Genomic DNA, 16563 nt, shown 5'->3' with positions numbered 1-16563 from the left:
ATCAATGATGTCCATCGTCTGCCGCGAATTCGCCGCTAACTTACCACAACGGTGCGCTGCTACGCCCCGGCACGCAGGATGCGTCGGGTATACTGCGCCGAACCCCATCGCCCTGTCCGCCCGCTTCGACATGAATTCCAGCAAGCCTGCCGCCCTTTTTTCCGCACTGTTCAGCGTTCGCGTTCCGCTCGTTGCTGCTGCCATCGCCGCTACCGTGGCAGCCGCGCCCGCGGTTGCGCAGACGCAGCCCGCGAAGTCCCCAGGCACGCGCGTCGCACAGGCGCAACCGCAGCAGCCGGTGCCGCAAGGCCAGACCTTCGAAGAGGAAATCGTCCCGCAGCGTTACGCGAACAACGCGAAGGTCGATGCGTTTATCGACGAGATGGTGAGCCGCAACGGCTTCGATTCCGCGAGCCTGCATGCGCTGTTCTCGCGCATCAGCTACTCGGCCACCGCCGTGAAGCTCGTGAAGCCGGCGCCGACGCCTTCGGTGAAGAACTGGCGCGTCTATCGTTCGCGCTTCATCGAACCGATCCGCATCAACGCGGGCGTGAAATTCTGGAAGGCGAACCAGGCAACGCTGCAGCGCGCGTCCGCGGAATTCGGCGTGCCGCCCGAAGTGATCGTCGGCATCATCGGCGTCGAAACGATCTACGGCCGCTACATGGGCAACTTCCGCGTGCTCGATGCGCTGACGACGCTCACGTTCGACTACCCGGACACGCCGAATCGCGACAGCCGCCAGGCAACGTTCCGCAAGAATCTCGAGGACTTCCTCGTCTGGACCCGCGACAACCAGCTCGACCCGACCACCGTGCTCGGCTCGTACACGGGCGCGATCGGCATCCCGCAGTTCCTGCCGAGCAGCATCCGCGAGTATGCGGTCGACTACGACGGTGGCGGCCACGTCGATCTGCGCAGCAGTCCTGCCGATGCGATCGGCAGCGTCGCGAACTACCTGAAGCAGCACGGCTGGGAAACCGATCGCCCGGTAGTCTGGCGGATCACGCCCGACACGGGCAGCCTCGGCATCGCCCAGGCGGCGGCGGACGGTCAGCCCGAACCGCACTGGGCGCTGTCGCAACTGCTGCGCGCCGGCATGACGCTCAACGAGCCAATGGTCAACATCACCACTGAAGCCGGCACGCCGGTCACCGTGGTCGATCTGCCGTCGCCGGGACGCGCGACCGAATACATGCTCGGCCTGAAGAACTTCTACGTGCTGACGCGCTACAACCGCAGCTTCTTCTATGCGCTCACCGTGTACCAGCTCGGCGAAGCCGTGAAGGCACAGATGGAAGCGGATGGCGCGCTGCCGCTGCCGGCAGCGGACACGGAAGCGCCGGCGCAGTAAGCACGGTCCGCAAAGAAAAAAGCGCCGCTCGTGCGGCGCCTTTTTCATCGCGTGACGCTGCTGATGCCGTTCGGGCTCAGGCAGGAAATACGCCGGTCGACAAGTAGCGGTCGCCGCGATCGCAGACGATGAACACGATCGTTGCATTCTCGACCTGACGCGCAATACGCATCGCGACTTCGCATGCGCCCCCCGACGAGATGCCGGCAAAGATGCCTTCGACGGCCGCGAGCCGGCGCGCCATCGTTTCGGACGCGGCCTGGCTCACGTTCTCGACGCGATCGACGCGGCTGCGATCGAAAATCGTCGGCATATAGGCTTCCGGCCACTTGCGAATGCCCGGAATGCGCGACCCTTCTTCCGGCTGTGCGCCGACGATCTCGATCGCTGGATTCTGTTCCTTCAGAAAGCGCGACGTGCCCATGATCGTGCCCGTCGTGCCCATCGCCGACACGAAGTGCGTGACGCGCCCTTCGGTGTCGCGCCAGATCTCCGGGCCCGTTCCTTCGTAGTGCGCGATCGGGTTATCGGGGTTCCCGAACTGATCGAGGATCACGCCCTTGCCTTCGCGCTGCATCTGCTCCGCGAGGTCGCGCGCCAGTTCCATCCCACCCTTTACCGGCGTCAGGATGATTTCGGCGCCGTAAGCCGCCATGCTCTGGCGACGCTCGATCGACAGATCTTCCGGCATGATCAGCACCATCTTGTAGCCGCGGATCGCCGCTGCCATCGCGAGCGCGATGCCCGTATTGCCGCTCGTCGCCTCGATCAGCGTATCGCCCGGCTTGATGCGACCACGCGCCTCGGCCTTGCTGATCATCGACAGCGCCGGGCGATCTTTCACGGAACCGGCCGGATTATTGCCTTCCAGCTTCGCGAGCACCACGTTGTTGCGTGCGCGAATCTCGTCGTCCGGCAGGCGGACCAGTTGCACGAGCGGCGTGTTGCCGATCGTGTCTTCGATAGTTTTGTAAGCCATGGAGATACCGTGAGTGCGAGGCCGATCAATCAAACGATTGTAAACCAGCACCGGGGCTCGCGCCGGCAACCCCATTGCGACGATGGAATAGATGTGCCTCGCGATTCACGAGTGTGCGTGTGCAGCATGCACGCAAAAAACCCGCGGCATGCCGCGGGAAGCCGTCGCAACGACGGCGGCTGAAGGAGCCGTTTGTCTCGCGTACGTTACTTCTGGGCGGTGCGGGCAGGTGCCGCGGCAGGCTTCGCCGCTGCAGGCTTGCCGGCGGCCGGTGCCGCCGCACCCGAGCCGGCTGCACCGACCGTCAACCCTTCCCGCTGAAGGCGCTCGACCGTATGACCGCCCATACCCTTCACGCGCGATGCGAGATCATCTGCATTCCTGAACGGCCCGCGTGCACCGCGCTCGTCGAGAATCGCCTTCGCCCGCGCGGGACCGATGCCCTTGATGCCGACGAGTGCATCCTCGTTCGCGGTGTTGACGTCGACGGCCGCCCAGGCCGATGCGATCGCGCCGAACATCGCGGCGGCGGCAAACCATTTCCTGATCATGTGCTGGATCTCCGATGAAAACGGTCGGCGACTGCCGACCGTGAGACCCAGTCTAGCGATGCGACGCGCGGGTTTAAACTTGGCCGGATAGCCAACGCACGTAGCGATCGACGCCTTCCTGCACCGTCAGGAACGGCGCATCGTAGCCGGCAGCACGCAGTTTCGTCTGATCGGCCTGCGTGAAGCACTGGTACTTGCCGCGCAGTGCGTCCGGGAACGGCACGTATTCGATCAGCCCTTGCTCGACCTGCTGCGCGAGCGTCAGCGGCGGCAGGTTGTCGAGCGCGCGCAGCGTGTTGACGACCGTCGATGCGATGTCGTTGAACGGCTGTGCGCGGCCGGTGCCGAGGTTGAAGATGCCCGATTTCTCCGGATGATCGAAGAAGAACAGGTTCACCTTCGCGACGTCCTCGACCGACACGAAGTCGCGCGTCTGCTCGCCCGGCGCATAACCGTTGTACTCGCCGAACAGCTTGACCTTGCCTTCTGCTCGGAACTGGTTGAAGTTGTGGAACGCGACCGACGCCATCCGGCCCTTGTGCGTCTCGCGCGGACCGTACACGTTGAAGTAGCGGAACCCGGCGATCTGGCTCTTCGCGCTCGGCAGCACGCGGCGGATCACCTGGTCGAACAGGAACTTCGAATAGCCGTAGACGTTCAGCGGCGCCTCGACCTCGCGTTCCTCGACGAAACGCGTCGAGCCGCCGTAGATCGCGGCCGACGACGCGTACAGGAACTGCGCGCCCTGCGCGAGGCAGGCATCGAGCACCGCGCGGCTGTAGCGGAAGTTGTTGTCCATCATGTAGCGGCCGTCGGTTTCCATCGTGTCCGAACAGGCGCCTTCATGGAACACCGCGCGCACCTTGCCGAAATCGCCGCGCGCGAAGCGCTCGACGAATTCCGTCTTGTCGAGATAGTCATCGATCTCGCAATCGACGAGATTCCGGAACTTGTCCGCGCGCGTCAGATTGTCGACCGCGATGATGCGCGACTCGCCGCGCTCGTTGAGCGCCTTGACGATGTTCGCGCCGATAAAACCGGCTGCGCCGGTGACGATGATGGTCATGGTCGTTCTGCCTGAAAAATTGCAAGAAATACGCGCGGCACGCTGGGCGCGCCGCCGAATGCGCTCAGTGAAACAGTTCGTCGTAGTCTACCGTGGCCGTACCCAGCTTGCCGACCACGATGCCTGCCGCACGGTTCGCGAGCACGACGGCATCGACGAGCGGCACGCCGGCACCGAGCATCGTCGCGACTGTCGCGATCACGGTATCACCCGCGCCGGACACGTCATACACCTCGCGTGCGAGCGCCGGCGCATGCAGTTCGCCCGCTGCGGAAAAGAGCGTCATTCCCTCTTCCGAACGCGTGAGCAGCAACGCATCGAGATCGAGTTCCGCACGTAGCGTCGCGACACGCGCGCGCAGGTCGTCTTCCGACTGCCATTGACCGATGACCTCACGCAGCTCGGCACGGTTCGGCGTGATCAGCGATGCGCCGCGATAGCGCGCCCAGTCGCCGCCCTTCGGATCGACGAGCACCGGCTTACCTGCCGCACGCGCCTTTTCGATCATCGTTGTCACGTGAGTCAGACCGCCTTTCGCGTAATCCGACATCAGCACGACGTCGTGCTGCGGCAGCAGCGCATCGAAACGCGCGAGCCCGGCGAGCAGCACCTCGTGCGTCGGCATCGCCTCGAAATCGACGCGCAGCAGTTGTTGCTGGCGTGCGAGCACGCGCAGCTTGATCGTCGTCGGCAATGCCGCATCGCGTTCGAGATGGGGAACCACACCGCTGCCGTCGAGCAATTCGACGATACGCTCGCCCGGCTCGTCGCAGCCGACCACGCACAGAAGCCCGGCCTGGCCGCCAAGCGTCACCGCGTTGCGCGCGACGTTGGCCGCGCCACCGAGCCGCTCCTCCTGGCGCTGCACGAGAACGACAGGAACCGGCGCTTCCGGAGAAATGCGCTCGACGTTGCCGAACCAGTAGCGGTCGAGCATCACGTCACCGACCACGAGCACGCGCGAACGCGCGAGCTGGGCGCGCGGTACCGGCACCACTTCGCGAAGGGTAGTCATCGTGCGTTCATCCACGGGGGGAGGACTGGGGGTCGACATGCGGACGCCCGATCGCATGGTAGTCGATGCCGAGTTCGGCCATCGCGTCCGGCTCGTACAGATTGCGCCCATCAAAGATCACCGGCGCCTTCAGCTCGGCCTTCAGGCGCGTGAAATCCGGGCTCCTGAATTCCTTCCATTCGGTGACGATCACGAGCGCATCCGCTGCGGTCACGGCCTCGTCCTGGGTATCGACGAAGTGCAGGCGCGCGAGCGCGTCGGAGGCCTCGCCGAGATCGAGCGCAAACACGCGGCGCGCCTCGTCGATCGCGACCGGATCGTACGCGCGCACGGTCGCGCCACGCGCGAGCAGCGCAGCGATCAGCCGGCGGCTCGGCGCCTCGCGCATGTCGTCCGTGTTCGGCTTGAACGCGAGGCCCCAGACCGCGAATTCGCGACCGGTCAAGTCCGCGCCGAAGCGCTGCTCGATCTTGCCGATCAGCACGTCCTTCTGCGCCGAGTTTGCCGCCTCGACGGCCTCCAGGATGCGCAGCGGCTGGCCGTTTTCGCTCGCGGTGCGAATCAATGCCTGCACGTCCTTCGGGAAGCACGAGCCGCCGTAACCGACGCCCGCGTACAGGAAGTGATAGCCGATGCGCGGATCGGAACCGATCCCGCGACGCACGGCTTCGATGTCGGCGCCGACCTTGTCGGCAAGATTCGACATCTCGTTCATGAATGAAATACGCGTCGCGAGCATCGCATTTGCAGCGTATTTCGCGAATTCAGCCGAACGAACGTCCATGTAGATCGTGCGCTCGTGATTGCGGTTGAACGGCGCGTACAGCTTCTTCATCTTCTCGCGCGCCACCGTGCCCGTCTCGTCGTCGTCGACACCGATGATGATTCGATCGGGGCGCATGAAGTCCTCGACTGCCGCGCCTTCCTTCAGGAATTCCGGATTCGACACGACGGAGAAGCGATGCGCGACGCTGCCCGCTAGGCCACGCGCGCCGAGTGCCTCGTCGACCACCGCGCGCACGCGCTGCGCGGTGCCGACCGGCACGGTCGACTTGTCGACGATCACCTTGAAACCGGTCATGTAACGGCCGATGTTGCGCGCGGCCTCGAGCACGTATTGCAGGTCGGCCGACCCGTCCTCGTCGGGCGGCGTGCCGACCGCGATGAACTGGATCTCACCGTGAGCAACGCTCGCCTCGATGTCGGTCGAGAAGCGCAGACGCCCTGCCGCGCGGTTGCGCGCGATGATGTCCAGCAGGCCCGGTTCGTGAATCGGCATCCCGCCGTTGTTCAGGATCTCGATCTTGCGCGGATCGACGTCCAGACAGAAGACGTCGTGGCCGATCTCGGCGAGGCAGGAGCCCGTGACGAGACCGACATAGCCAGTGCCGATAATGGTGATTTTCATAGATGTTCCGGTACGTCCCGGTAAATGACTAACTTGGCCGTCGGGCCAGGCCCGGCGACAACCGCAGCGCTTGCTCGCCGAACGCCGGGATCAGCCCGGCATCGCAGGTTCGACGCGGCGCGGCGCATAGGTTTCCCAGCCGCTGCATCCGGGGCACTGCCAGTAGAAGAGCCGTGCCCGGAAACCGCAATTTTGGCACGTATAGCGTGGCAGATTCTTGGTGCGCTGCTTGATCAGCGCACGCATCATTTCAAGTTCCTTACGACGCGGCTCGTCGGCAGCCGCGATCTGCGCATCGAGCAGGTGCAGCATGCCCGACAGGTTCGGCGACTTCTCCATCTGCGTGCGCGCGAGCGTATGCGCCGCTTCCTGGCCACGCAAGCCGGCGATGTGCTGATAAGCGATATCGAGCAGGTCGTTCGACGGATAACGATCGACGTAGCCCATCAGCAACTCGGCGCCCTCGACCGGCTTGTCGAGCGCGACGTAAGCCTTCATCAGCTTGTCGGCGACGAGCGGCAGATACGCCGGATTCTGCGCTTCGACACGCTTCCAGTGCTCGATCGCGGCCGCGTGATCAGCCGCCGCCTGCGCGGCATCGCCGGACAGGATCGTCGCGCGGACGTTCTGCGGGTTCGCTGCAAGCGCAAGCGTCAGTTGCTCGGCCGCGGCCGCGGTGTTCTTGCGTTGCAGCGCGTCCTGCGCGAGTTCGCAATGGAACTGCGCGATTTCGGTGCCGAGCAGCTTGTCGCTCATCGATTCGATGCGCTTCGCGGTATCAATCGACTTGTTCCAGTCCTTCTCGATCTCGTAGATCGTCAGCAGCGCCCGCTGCGCGCCCAGTGCGTAATCGCCATCGGCAAGGCGGTGGAAGGCCTCTTCCGCACGATCGAGCAGGCCGGCCTTCAGGAAATCCTGGCCGAGCTCGTACAGCGCGTGATCGCGCTCGTTCACCGGCAGGTCCGTGCGGCTCAACAGGTTCTGATGCACGCGGATTGCACGGTCCGTTTCGCCGCGACGGCGAAACAGGTTGCCGAGCGCGAAGTGCAGCTCGACCGTCTCGGGGTCGAGCTTCGCGACCTCGATGAACGCGTCGATCGCCTTGTCCGGTTGTTCGTTCAGCAGAAAGTTCAGGCCGCGGAAATACGATCGCGGCAGGTTGGCGCTCTCCGACAGGAGGTTCTTCAGGTCATAGCGTGACGCCGCCCAGCCGAGCGCGAACGCCACCGGAATCGCGAGCAACCACCAGAAATCCAGATCCATGCGAAATATCGAAGCAGAGACGAAAACCGCGCGAAGGTCGCGCGGCGTCGATGTTAAATAACGGGCGGCATCGGCGGCTGGTCGACGACGGCCGGGGTTTCGCGCGCTGCGCGCAGATCGCGTTTCAGGCGCCCGTTCTCGACGCGCAGGCGGAAGATCGACGGCAGCGCGGACAGCAGGCCGGCCAGCAGCCCCACGACGAAGAACGCGAGGCCGATCAGGATCAGCGGCGCTTGCCATGCGTATCCGGCAACGAAATTCAGCGTCGCGGTTTGCGTATTGGCCAGTGCAAGCACCAGCAGCAGCACGAACACCAATACCCGGATCAGCCAGACGATAAACTTCATGTAGCCCTCTCTTTGTTGAGGTTTGCCGTGGCGCGCGACTCCCCTTCGCGGCGCCGAATCGACCCGTATTGTAAAGGAAGCGTTTCCGCGTCACCGCACATCCTGCGGGCACACGTTGTCACGCGGCCTCCGGAAATGAAAAAAGCGCCCGCAAGGGGCGCTTTTTTCTTCAGCCTTCGCCGGACGGATTCCGGGCAAACCGAACGACGCTCAACGCTCGTCGTCCGGATCATCAGCTTTCAGCGGCTCGCCGGCGCGACCGTCGACGCGTTCACGCAATTCCTTGCCAGGCTTGAAGTGAGGCACGAACTTCTCGGGCACCTGCACTTTCTCTCCCGACTTCGGATTGCGTCCGACGCGCGCCGGACGACGGTTGAGGCCGAAGCTGCCGAAACCCCGAATTTCGATACGATGCCCTTTCGACAGGGCGTCGGACATCGCATCGAGCATCGTTTTCACCGCGAAATCCGCATCCTTGAGGACAAGTTGCGGAAATCGCAGTGCCAGCTGCGCGACCAACTCGGATTTGGTCATACTTCAGCAGACCTCGTGAGGCTTACTGGTTCTGGCCGTCGAGCTTCGCCTTCAGCAGCGCGCCGAGGTTGGTCGTACCGGTCGCGGCAGCGCTCGTGTCCGACTGCAGGCCGCGGATTGCTTCCTGTTGTTCGGCCGAATCCTTCGCCTTGATCGACAGGTTGATGCCACGCGACTTGCGATCGATGTTGATCACCATCGCGTTGACCTTGTCGCCTTCCTTCAGCACGTTGCGTGCGTCTTCGACGCGATCCTGCGAGATTTCCGATGCACGCAGGTAGCCTTCGACGTCACCCGTCAGCGTGACGACCGCGCCCTTCGCATCGACCGACTTCACCACGCCGTCGACGATCGAACCCTTGTCGTTCATTGCAACGTAGTTGCTGAACGGGTCGCCTTCGAGCTGCTTGATGCCGAGCGAAATACGCTCCTTCTCGACGTCGATACCGAGCACGATCGCTTCGACTTCGTCGCCCTTCTTGTACTTGCGAACGGCTTCTTCGCCAGCTTCGCTCCACGACAGGTCCGACAGGTGGACCAGGCCGTCGATGCCGCCCGGCAGACCGATGAACACGCCGAAGTCGGTGATCGACTTGATTGCGCCCGTGATCTTGTCGCCCTTCTTGAAGTTGCGGCTGAAGTCGTCCCACGGGTTCGGCTTGCACTGCTTCATGCCGAGGCTGATACGACGACGATCTTCGTCGATCTCGAGGACCATGACTTCGACTTCGTCGCCCAGCTGAACAACCTTCGACGGCGCAACGTTCTTGTTGGTCCAGTCCATTTCCGACACGTGGACGAGGCCTTCGATGCCCGATTCCACTTCGACGAATGCGCCGTAGTCGGTGATGTTCGTGACCTTGCCGAACAGGCGCGTGCCCGACGGGTAACGGCGCGAGATGCCTTCCCACGGATCGTCGCCCAGTTGCTTGATGCCCAGCGAGACGCGGTTCTTCTCTTGATCGAACTTGAGGATCTTCGCGGTGACTTCCTGGCCAACCGACAGGACTTCGCTCGGGTGACGCACACGACGCCATGCGATGTCGGTGATGTGCAGCAGGCCGTCGATGCCGCCGAGGTCGACGAACGCGCCGTAGTCGGTGATGTTCTTGACCACGCCGTTGACGATCGCGCCTTCCTTCAGCGTCTCGAGCAGCTTCGCGCGCTCTTCGCCTTGCGTTGCTTCGATCACTGCACGACGCGACAGCACGACGTTGTTACGCTTGCGATCGAGCTTGATCACGCGGAACTCGAGCGTCTTGCCTTCGTACGGGGTCGTGTCCTTGACCGGACGCGTGTCGACCAGCGAACCCGGCAGGAACGCGCGGATGCCGTTGACCATCACGGTCATGCCGCCCTTCACCTTGCCGGTGATCGTGCCGGTGACGAGTTCGTTGTTGTCGAGAGCCTTTTCCAGCGACAGCCACGATGCAAGGCGCTTCGCCTTGTCGCGCGACAGGATCGTGTCGCCGTAGCCGTTTTCGAGTGCGTCGATCGCGACGGACACGAAATCGCCCGACTGCACCTCAACCTCGCCCTGATCGTTCAGGAATTCCTCGATCGGAATGTAAGCCTCGGACTTCAGGCCTGCATTGACGACCACGAAGTTGTGGTCGACGCGCACGACTTCGGCGGAAATCACTTCGCCGGCGCGCATGTCTTGGCGGGTCAGCGACTCTTCGAACAGAGCCGCAAAGGATTCGGTATTCGGGGTGGAGGTTTGCAGGTCGGACATAAAAATCTGATTGTGCATGGATCGCTGTGCCACGCCGGCCGGAATGGCAGGCTGAAAGGGCCAGATCGAAGCCACACGGGGTTAAGGGTTCGAAACACGCTCCGCGCTTCTCGCACAAAGCACCTACTGCTGCCTGCCTTTTCAGGCGGGCTGACCGAGCGCCCGGTACCACTGCAGCACCTGGTCGACGGCTTCATCGACCGAAAGCGCCGACGTATCGAGCAGCTTGGCATCTGCCGCAGGCTTCAGCGGCGCGGCCGCGCGATTGCTGTCGCGCGCGTCACGTTCACGAAGATCCCGGAGCAAGTTATCTATATTAGCAGAAAAACCTTTTTGCATCAATTGCTTATGCCGTCTGGCCGCACGCGCCTCGGCGCTGGCCGTCAGAAACACCTTCAGCACGGCGTCCGGGAAGATCACGGTGCCCATGTCGCGGCCATCGGCGACGAGGCCCGGCGTCTTGCGGAACGCACGCTGGCGTGCGACGAGCGCCGCACGCACCGGCCCGTGCACGGCAATCGCCGACGCACGGTTGCCGACCGCTTCGGCGCGGATGTCGTTCGACACGTCAACGCCGTCGAGCTGCGCGCAGCCCTCGCGGAACGTGATGTGAAGATCGTCGATCAGCTTCACGAGCGCGTCGATGTCCTCCGCCGCGATACCGTAGCGTACGCTCGCGAGCGCCGCGAGACGGTACAGTGCGCCGCTGTCGAGCAGGTGGAAACCGAGATGCGCGGCGACGAGCGCCGCCACGGTCCCCTTGCCGGAAGCGGTGGGACCGTCGATCGTGATGACGGGTGTCGGGTGAAAGGGTCGGGTCGATTTCATCGGGACTGTCGGGTCAGGCTTTGGCGAGCGCGGCGAAGCGGTCGAAATAGTCGGGGAACGTCTTGCCGACGCACTTCGGATCGTTGATCCGCACGGGCACGCCGCCCAGGCTGACGAGCGAGAAGCACATCGCCATCCGGTGATCGTCGTACGTGTCGATCGCTGCGTTCGGCGTGAGCCGTTGCGGCGGCGTGACGACCAGGTAATCGGGGCCTTCCTCGACGATTGCGCCGACCTTGCGCAGCTCGGTCGCCATCGCGGCGATGCGGTCGGTTTCCTTCACGCGCCAGCTCGCGATGTTGCGCAGCGTGCTCGTGCCGCTCGCGAACAGCGCCGCGACCGCGATGGTCATCGCCGCGTCGGGAATCAGGTTGAAATCCATGTCGATCGGCTCGAGCTTGCCGTGGTCATGGCCGATGCCGCGCACCTCGATCCAGTCGTCGCCCATCGCGACGTTCGCGCCCATCTGCATCAGCGCGTTCGCGAAGCCGACGTCGCCCTGGATGCTCGCGCGCCCCACGCCCTCGACGCGCAGCGGGCCGCCGCCGAGCGCGCCGGCCGCAAGGAAGTACGAGGCCGACGACGCATCGCCCTCGACCATGATGTGCCCCGGCGAACGATAGCGGACACCGGCCGGCACGACGAAGCGCTGCCAGCCGTCGCGCTCGACGGTCACGCCGAAGCGTGCCATCAGCCGGATCGTGATGTCGATGTACGGCTTCGAGATCAGTTCGCCGTCGACTTCGACGACGATCCTGCCGTCCTTCGCCTTCACGAGCGGCAGCGTCATCAGCAGCGCGGTGAGGAACTGGCTCGACACGTCGCCGCGCACGCGGATCGGCGCGTCGACCGTGATCGCCGCAGGCTTGATTCGCAGCGGCGGAAAGCCTTCGTTTTGCTCGTAGTCGATCTGCGCGCCGATCTGACGCAAGCCGTCGACGAGGTCGCCGATCGGCCGCTCGTGCATGCGCGGCACGCCGTGCACGCGATAGTCGCCGCCGTTGACCGCGAGCGCCGCGGTCAACGGTCGCACCGCGGTGCCCGCGTTGCCGAGGAAAAGATCGGCGGTCTTCGCGGTGAACGCGCCGCGCGTGCCGGTGACGACACAGGTGTCACCGTCGCGCGCGAGCTTCACACCAAGCTTGCCAAGCGCGTCGAGCATCACACGCGTGTCGTCGGAATCCAGCAGGTTGGTGATCGTCGTATCGCCTTCGGCAAGCGCCGCGAGCAGGAGCACGCGGTTCGAGATGCTTTTCGAGCCGGGCAGGCGCACGGTACCCGCTGCGCCGGAATACGGACCGAGATCGAGATAGTCCATGGGAATCGTCCTGTTTCCTGTTATTTCTTGACCGGTTCGGCAGCAGGCCTCGCGCCACGTTCCTGCCATGCCTTGCGTGCAGCGCGCGAGCGCGTGAACACGGCTTCGAGCGCCGCGCCATCGCCGGCGTCGATCGCCGCACGCAGCCGGGCGAGCACGCGCGTGTAGCCGTCGAGCTCATCGAGCAGCGCCACGCGATTCGCGACACACACGTCGCGCCACATTTCCGGGCTGGACGCCGCAATCCGTGTGAAGTCACGGAAGCCGCCCGCCGCGTACGAGAATTTCAGTTCGGCATCCGCCTCGCCGAGAATCTGCTCGACGAGCGCGAACGACAGCACGTGCGGCAGATGACTGATCGACGCGAACACGCGATCGTGCTGCGCTGTGCTCATTGTGCGCACGTCGGCGCCGGTCGCCCGCCACATCGCATCGATCCGCGCGACCGCTTCCGGCGCGTTCTCCGGCAGCGGACACAGCACGACGTTGCGCCCGACGTACAGATCCGGCAGCGCGGCCTCGACGCCGCTCGATTCGCGCCCGGCGATCGGATGGCCCGGCACGAATTGTGCGATCCGCGCACCGAGCGCATCGCGTGCCGCCGCGACGACGTCGGACTTGGTGCTGCCGGCGTCGGTGACGATCGTCGCAGCGTCGAGCCACTGTGCGATGCGCGCGAGCAACGGGCCCGTTTGCGCGACGGGCGCGGCCAGCAGCACGAGATCGGCACCAGCAAGCGCGTCGCGCAATTGCGCATCGTCGTCGAGCGCCACCGCACGATCGATTACGCCGAGCGCGAGCGCACGCTCGACCGACGCACGTGCACGGCCGACGCCGACGACTTCGCCCGCACCGCCCGGTGCACGCTCGCGCAGGGCGCGCGCCAGCGATCCGCCGATCAGGCCGACGCCGAAGATGACAAGTTTGTTGAATGCAAAGCCTGACACGACAAGAGCCAAGTGACGCGCGCGGAACGTCGCCCCGCGCACGGAAATCCAGATTTCGGGCAACGGGTTCGCATCCGGCGCGGCCTGCACCGGATACCGCCCGAACCCGCCTTGGGCAGCGCCGCCCGGCCTGCCCTGCCCGCTTCGCCGCGCCGCCTGTTCGCTGATGGCGACCGGCCGCTACGCGTCAGCGCGCGCGCGGATACGAACCGAGTATCTTCAGGAACGCGGCCTTCTGGCCGAGCTCCGCGAGCGCGGCCGCCACGGCTGGCTCATCCCGGTGCCCTTCGATGTCGATATAGAAGTAGTACTCCCACGTGCCGACCCGCGCCGGGCGCGACTCGAAGCGCGTCATCGACACACCGTGCCGCGCGAGTGGTTCGAGCAGCTTGAATACCGCGCCCGGCTCGTTCTTCACCGACACGATCAGTGACGTCTGGTCATGACCACTCTGCCCGGCAGGCTGCTTGCCGATGATCACGAAGCGCGTGCGGTTGTGCGGATCGTCCTGAATCAGCGAGAACGCGATCTGCAGGCCGTAGTGCGCGGCCGCTCGGTCGCCGGCGATCGCCGCGACGCTCGGGTCCGCCGCTGCGAGACGCGCGGCCTCCGCATTGCTCGACACCGCTTGCCGCTCAAGCTGCGGCGCGTTCGCGGCAAGCCACTGCTGGCACTGCGCGAGCGCCTGCGCATGCGCGCAGACGCGCGTCACGCCGTCGAGCGTGCCGCGCTGCGTGAGCAGGTTGTGATGAATCGGTAGCGCGAGTTCGCCGCTGATCAGCAACTGCGTCTGCAGCAGCAGGTCGAGCGTGCGCGACACCGCGCCTTCGGTCGAGTTCTCGACCGGCGCGATGCCGAACGCGGACGCGCCTGCCTCGACCGAGCGGAACACCTCGTCGATCGACGGACACGGCAGCCCTTCGATCGACTGGCCGAAATACTCGAACATCGCCTGTTCGCTGTACGTGCCGACCGGCCCGAGGAATGCGACGTGGATCGTCTGTTCGAGCGCGCGGCTCGCGGCCATGATCTCGCGCCAGATGGCGCTGATGTGCTCGCTTGCAAGTGGCCCCGCGCTCATGTCCTGCAGACGCGCGATCACCTGCAGTTCGCGCTCCGGCCGGAACACCGGCGCGTTGAAATGCTTCTTGACCTCGCCCACCTCGAGCGCCACCGCAGCACGCTGATTGAGGAGCGCGATCAGCTGCGCGTCGATCGCATCGATGCGGTCACGCAGCGGTTTCAGGCGGGAATTCAGTTCGTCGTCCATGCGTAGTTGCCGTGCTGTTTGAACAGCGCCGCGCTCAGGCGCCGCGCTGTTCGAAGTCCTTCATGTACTCGACGAGCGCCTTCACGCCCTCGAGCGGCACCGCGTTGTAGATCGACGCCCGCATGCCGCCGACGGACTTGTGGCCCTTCAGCTGCAGCAGCCCGCGCGCCTTTGCGCCGGCAAGGAAGTCTTCATTGCGCGTTTCGTCGGCCAGGAAAAAGGGCACGTTCATTCGCGAACGCGCCGCCGGCTCGACCTTGTTCAGATAGAAGCTGCTCGCATCGATCGTGTCGTAGAGCAACTTCGCCTTCTCGACGTTGCGCGCCTCGATCGCCTCGAGGCCGCCCTGCCGCTTCAGCCACTGGAACACGAGGCCCGCGATGTAGATCGCATAGGTGGGCGGCGTGTTGTACAGCGAATTGTTCTCGGCGACCGTCTTCCATTCGAATGCCGACGGGCAGATCGACAGCGCGCGATCGAGCAGATCCTCGCGAACGATCACGACCGTCACGCCGGCAATCCCGATGTTCTTCTGCGCGCCGCCAAACAGCACGCCGTACTTCGCGACGTCCATCGGGCGCGACAGGATGTGCGACGACACGTCCGCGACGAGCGGCACGTCGCCGAGATCGGGAATCTCGAACGTCTCGACGCCGTCGATCGTCTCGTTCGTGCACAGATGCACGTAAGCCGGATCGTTCGACAGTTGCCATTCGGCGCGGGCCGGCGCGCGAGTGAAACCGTCGGCCGTCTTACCGGATGCGGCCAGATGCGGCGTGCCGTATTTCTTCGCTTCGTTGAATGACTTCTGCGACCACGAGCCCGTCACGACGAAGTCGGCGGTCTTGCGCGAACCGAGGAGGTTCATCGGCACGATCGCGTTCTCGGCGATGCCGCCGCCCTGCAGGAACAGGATCCGGTGGCTGGCCGGCACATCGAGCAACTCGCGCAGGTCGGTCAGCGCCGCCTCGTGGATAGACATGAATTCCTTGCCGCGATGGCTCATCTCCATCACGCTCATGCCGCTGCCGTGCCAGTCGAGCATTTCGTCGGCGGCCTGCCGCAGCACTTCCTCGGGCAGCGCCGCAGGACCGGCGGAGAAATTAAAGACGCGCATCGTGAAAACCTCGGGAGGGACGCGACCGGCTTGCCGCCGGCAGAAAGAACCGCGCCAGAAAAGGAATGGCCGCTTGCGCTCGCGCGCAAACGGCCATTATCGCACTGTCATCAGGCTCTCGCCAAACCCGGCCGAACGGCCGGGCGGCGTGCCCGGACGGCTTACTTGCCCGGCTTGACCGCCGCGACTTCCTTGTCAGCCTGTGCGCGCGTTGCCTGGATCGCTTGCGGCATGTACTTCTGCATCAGGCCGTTGACCACGTCGCGGCCGACCTGATCCTGGACCTGGATGAACTTGCGGCCCGTCGGGCTCTTGTAGAACGTCGTCAGATCCTTGATCTCCGACGTGCTGTAGTACTTCGCGTATGCGTCGTACTGAGCCGACATCGCGTCGCTCTGGAATTGCTGCGTGCCGAACACCTTGCCCGCGCCGTCAACCAGCTTCGGCACCGCGTTCTTCTGCAGCGTCGGCACGGCGGCTTGCTTTTGCTTGTCGTTCAGCGTCTTGTTTTCCGACAGCGCGTCCGACAGGATGGCCGGCACGAGCTGCTTTGCCTGCATCTCGGCGCTGTTGCCGATAGCCGACACGAGCTTCGGCGCATCGATCGCGTCGAGCAGATCCTTGATCGCCGCCTTCTTGTCGGCGTCGATCGGCGCAGCTGCCGCGGTCGCAGCCGGTGCGGAATTCGACAGCGCTTGCGCCATCGCGAACGTCGGCACCAGTGCAGCCAGCAGAACCAGTTGCTTGAATTGCTTTTGCATCATCACTCCCTCTTGGAAATATGAATGGTTGCTCGCCGACCGCGGCGCTTCTGCGCCCGCGGCGGCTCGA

16 protein-coding genes are annotated in these 16563 nt (G+C 64.6%); 1 reads left to right on the top strand and 15 read right to left on the bottom strand.

Annotation, left to right across the window (positions count from 1 at the left end; genetic code table 11):
* Positions 1-4 precede the first annotated feature (4 nt).
* Positions 5-1354 carry a lytic murein transglycosylase B gene (gene mltB / locus WI26_RS04785; protein ID WP_081334226.1) on the top strand — a complete coding sequence of 450 codons (1350 nt, stop codon included), beginning with the start codon at positions 5-7 and terminating at the stop codon, positions 1352-1354.
* Positions 1355-1430: 76 nt separating this feature from the next.
* On the opposite strand, the gene cysM is transcribed toward mltB, so the two are convergent.
* The 15 genes from cysM to WI26_RS04710 all read right to left on the bottom strand — a co-directional run bounded on the left by cysM (position 1431) and on the right by WI26_RS04710 (position 16493).
* The gene (gene cysM / locus WI26_RS04780) at positions 1431-2333 is read right to left on the bottom strand and encodes a cysteine synthase CysM (RefSeq protein ID WP_059467100.1); all 903 of its coding nucleotides are present in this window, start codon (positions 2331-2333) and stop codon (positions 1431-1433) included.
* A gap of 206 nt (positions 2334-2539) precedes the next feature.
* Positions 2540-2884 (bottom strand): ComEA family DNA-binding protein, encoded by a 345-nt coding sequence (locus tag WI26_RS04775; RefSeq protein ID WP_059467099.1) that lies wholly within the window; start codon positions 2882-2884, stop codon positions 2540-2542.
* A 73-nt stretch (positions 2885-2957) separates the two neighbouring features.
* Complete coding sequence (rfaD, locus tag WI26_RS04770; RefSeq protein WP_059507155.1) at positions 2958-3950, bottom strand: ADP-glyceromanno-heptose 6-epimerase; 993 nt, start codon at positions 3948-3950, stop codon at positions 2958-2960.
* 64 nt (positions 3951-4014) lie between these two features.
* A complete protein-coding gene (rfaE1, locus tag WI26_RS04765) occupies positions 4015-4965 on the bottom strand; it encodes a D-glycero-beta-D-manno-heptose-7-phosphate kinase (protein ID WP_081065931.1) in 951 nt (316 codons plus the stop codon).
* Positions 4966-4972: 7 nt separating this feature from the next.
* Positions 4973-6373 carry a UDP-glucose dehydrogenase family protein gene (locus WI26_RS04760; RefSeq protein WP_059467096.1) on the bottom strand — a complete coding sequence of 467 codons (1401 nt, stop codon included), beginning with the start codon at positions 6371-6373 and terminating at the stop codon, positions 4973-4975.
* 90 nt (positions 6374-6463) lie between these two features.
* Positions 6464-7636, bottom strand: a complete 1173-nt coding sequence (gene lapB, locus WI26_RS04755; RefSeq protein WP_069225323.1) for a lipopolysaccharide assembly protein LapB — start codon at positions 7634-7636, stop codon at positions 6464-6466.
* A 53-nt stretch (positions 7637-7689) separates the two neighbouring features.
* Entirely contained in the window at positions 7690-7983 is a 294-nt protein-coding gene (locus WI26_RS04750; protein ID WP_059467094.1) for a lipopolysaccharide assembly protein LapA domain-containing protein, read from the bottom strand.
* Positions 7984-8193: 210 nt separating this feature from the next.
* Positions 8194-8517 carry an integration host factor subunit beta gene (locus tag WI26_RS04745; protein ID WP_006750752.1) on the bottom strand — a complete coding sequence of 108 codons (324 nt, stop codon included), beginning with the start codon at positions 8515-8517 and terminating at the stop codon, positions 8194-8196.
* Positions 8518-8539: 22 nt separating this feature from the next.
* Entirely contained in the window at positions 8540-10252 is a 1713-nt protein-coding gene (gene rpsA, locus WI26_RS04740; RefSeq protein ID WP_059467119.1) for a 30S ribosomal protein S1, read from the bottom strand.
* 141 nt (positions 10253-10393) lie between these two features.
* Complete coding sequence (cmk, locus tag WI26_RS04735; protein WP_059467093.1) at positions 10394-11080, bottom strand: (d)CMP kinase; 687 nt, start codon at positions 11078-11080, stop codon at positions 10394-10396.
* A 13-nt stretch (positions 11081-11093) separates the two neighbouring features.
* Entirely contained in the window at positions 11094-12398 is a 1305-nt protein-coding gene (gene aroA, locus WI26_RS04730) for a 3-phosphoshikimate 1-carboxyvinyltransferase (protein ID WP_069225322.1), read from the bottom strand.
* Between the two features lie 20 nt (positions 12399-12418).
* Positions 12419-13345 (bottom strand): prephenate dehydrogenase/arogenate dehydrogenase family protein, encoded by a 927-nt coding sequence (locus tag WI26_RS04725; RefSeq protein ID WP_069226353.1) that lies wholly within the window; start codon positions 13343-13345, stop codon positions 12419-12421.
* A 187-nt stretch (positions 13346-13532) separates the two neighbouring features.
* Positions 13533-14615 carry a prephenate dehydratase gene (gene pheA / locus WI26_RS04720; RefSeq protein ID WP_059467091.1) on the bottom strand — a complete coding sequence of 361 codons (1083 nt, stop codon included), beginning with the start codon at positions 14613-14615 and terminating at the stop codon, positions 13533-13535.
* A 34-nt stretch (positions 14616-14649) separates the two neighbouring features.
* Complete coding sequence (gene serC / locus WI26_RS04715; protein WP_059467090.1) at positions 14650-15732, bottom strand: 3-phosphoserine/phosphohydroxythreonine transaminase; 1083 nt, start codon at positions 15730-15732, stop codon at positions 14650-14652.
* Between the two features lie 161 nt (positions 15733-15893).
* The gene (locus WI26_RS04710) at positions 15894-16493 is read right to left on the bottom strand and encodes a DUF2059 domain-containing protein (RefSeq protein ID WP_059448245.1); all 600 of its coding nucleotides are present in this window, start codon (positions 16491-16493) and stop codon (positions 15894-15896) included.
* Positions 16494-16563 lie beyond the last annotated feature (70 nt).

Source organism: Burkholderia diffusa, from assembly GCF_001718315.1.
Classification (GTDB): domain Bacteria; phylum Pseudomonadota; class Gammaproteobacteria; order Burkholderiales; family Burkholderiaceae; genus Burkholderia; species Burkholderia diffusa_B.
The sequence above is the reverse complement of the archived record's forward strand: the minus strand, read 5'-3'. Positions and strand labels throughout refer to the sequence as shown.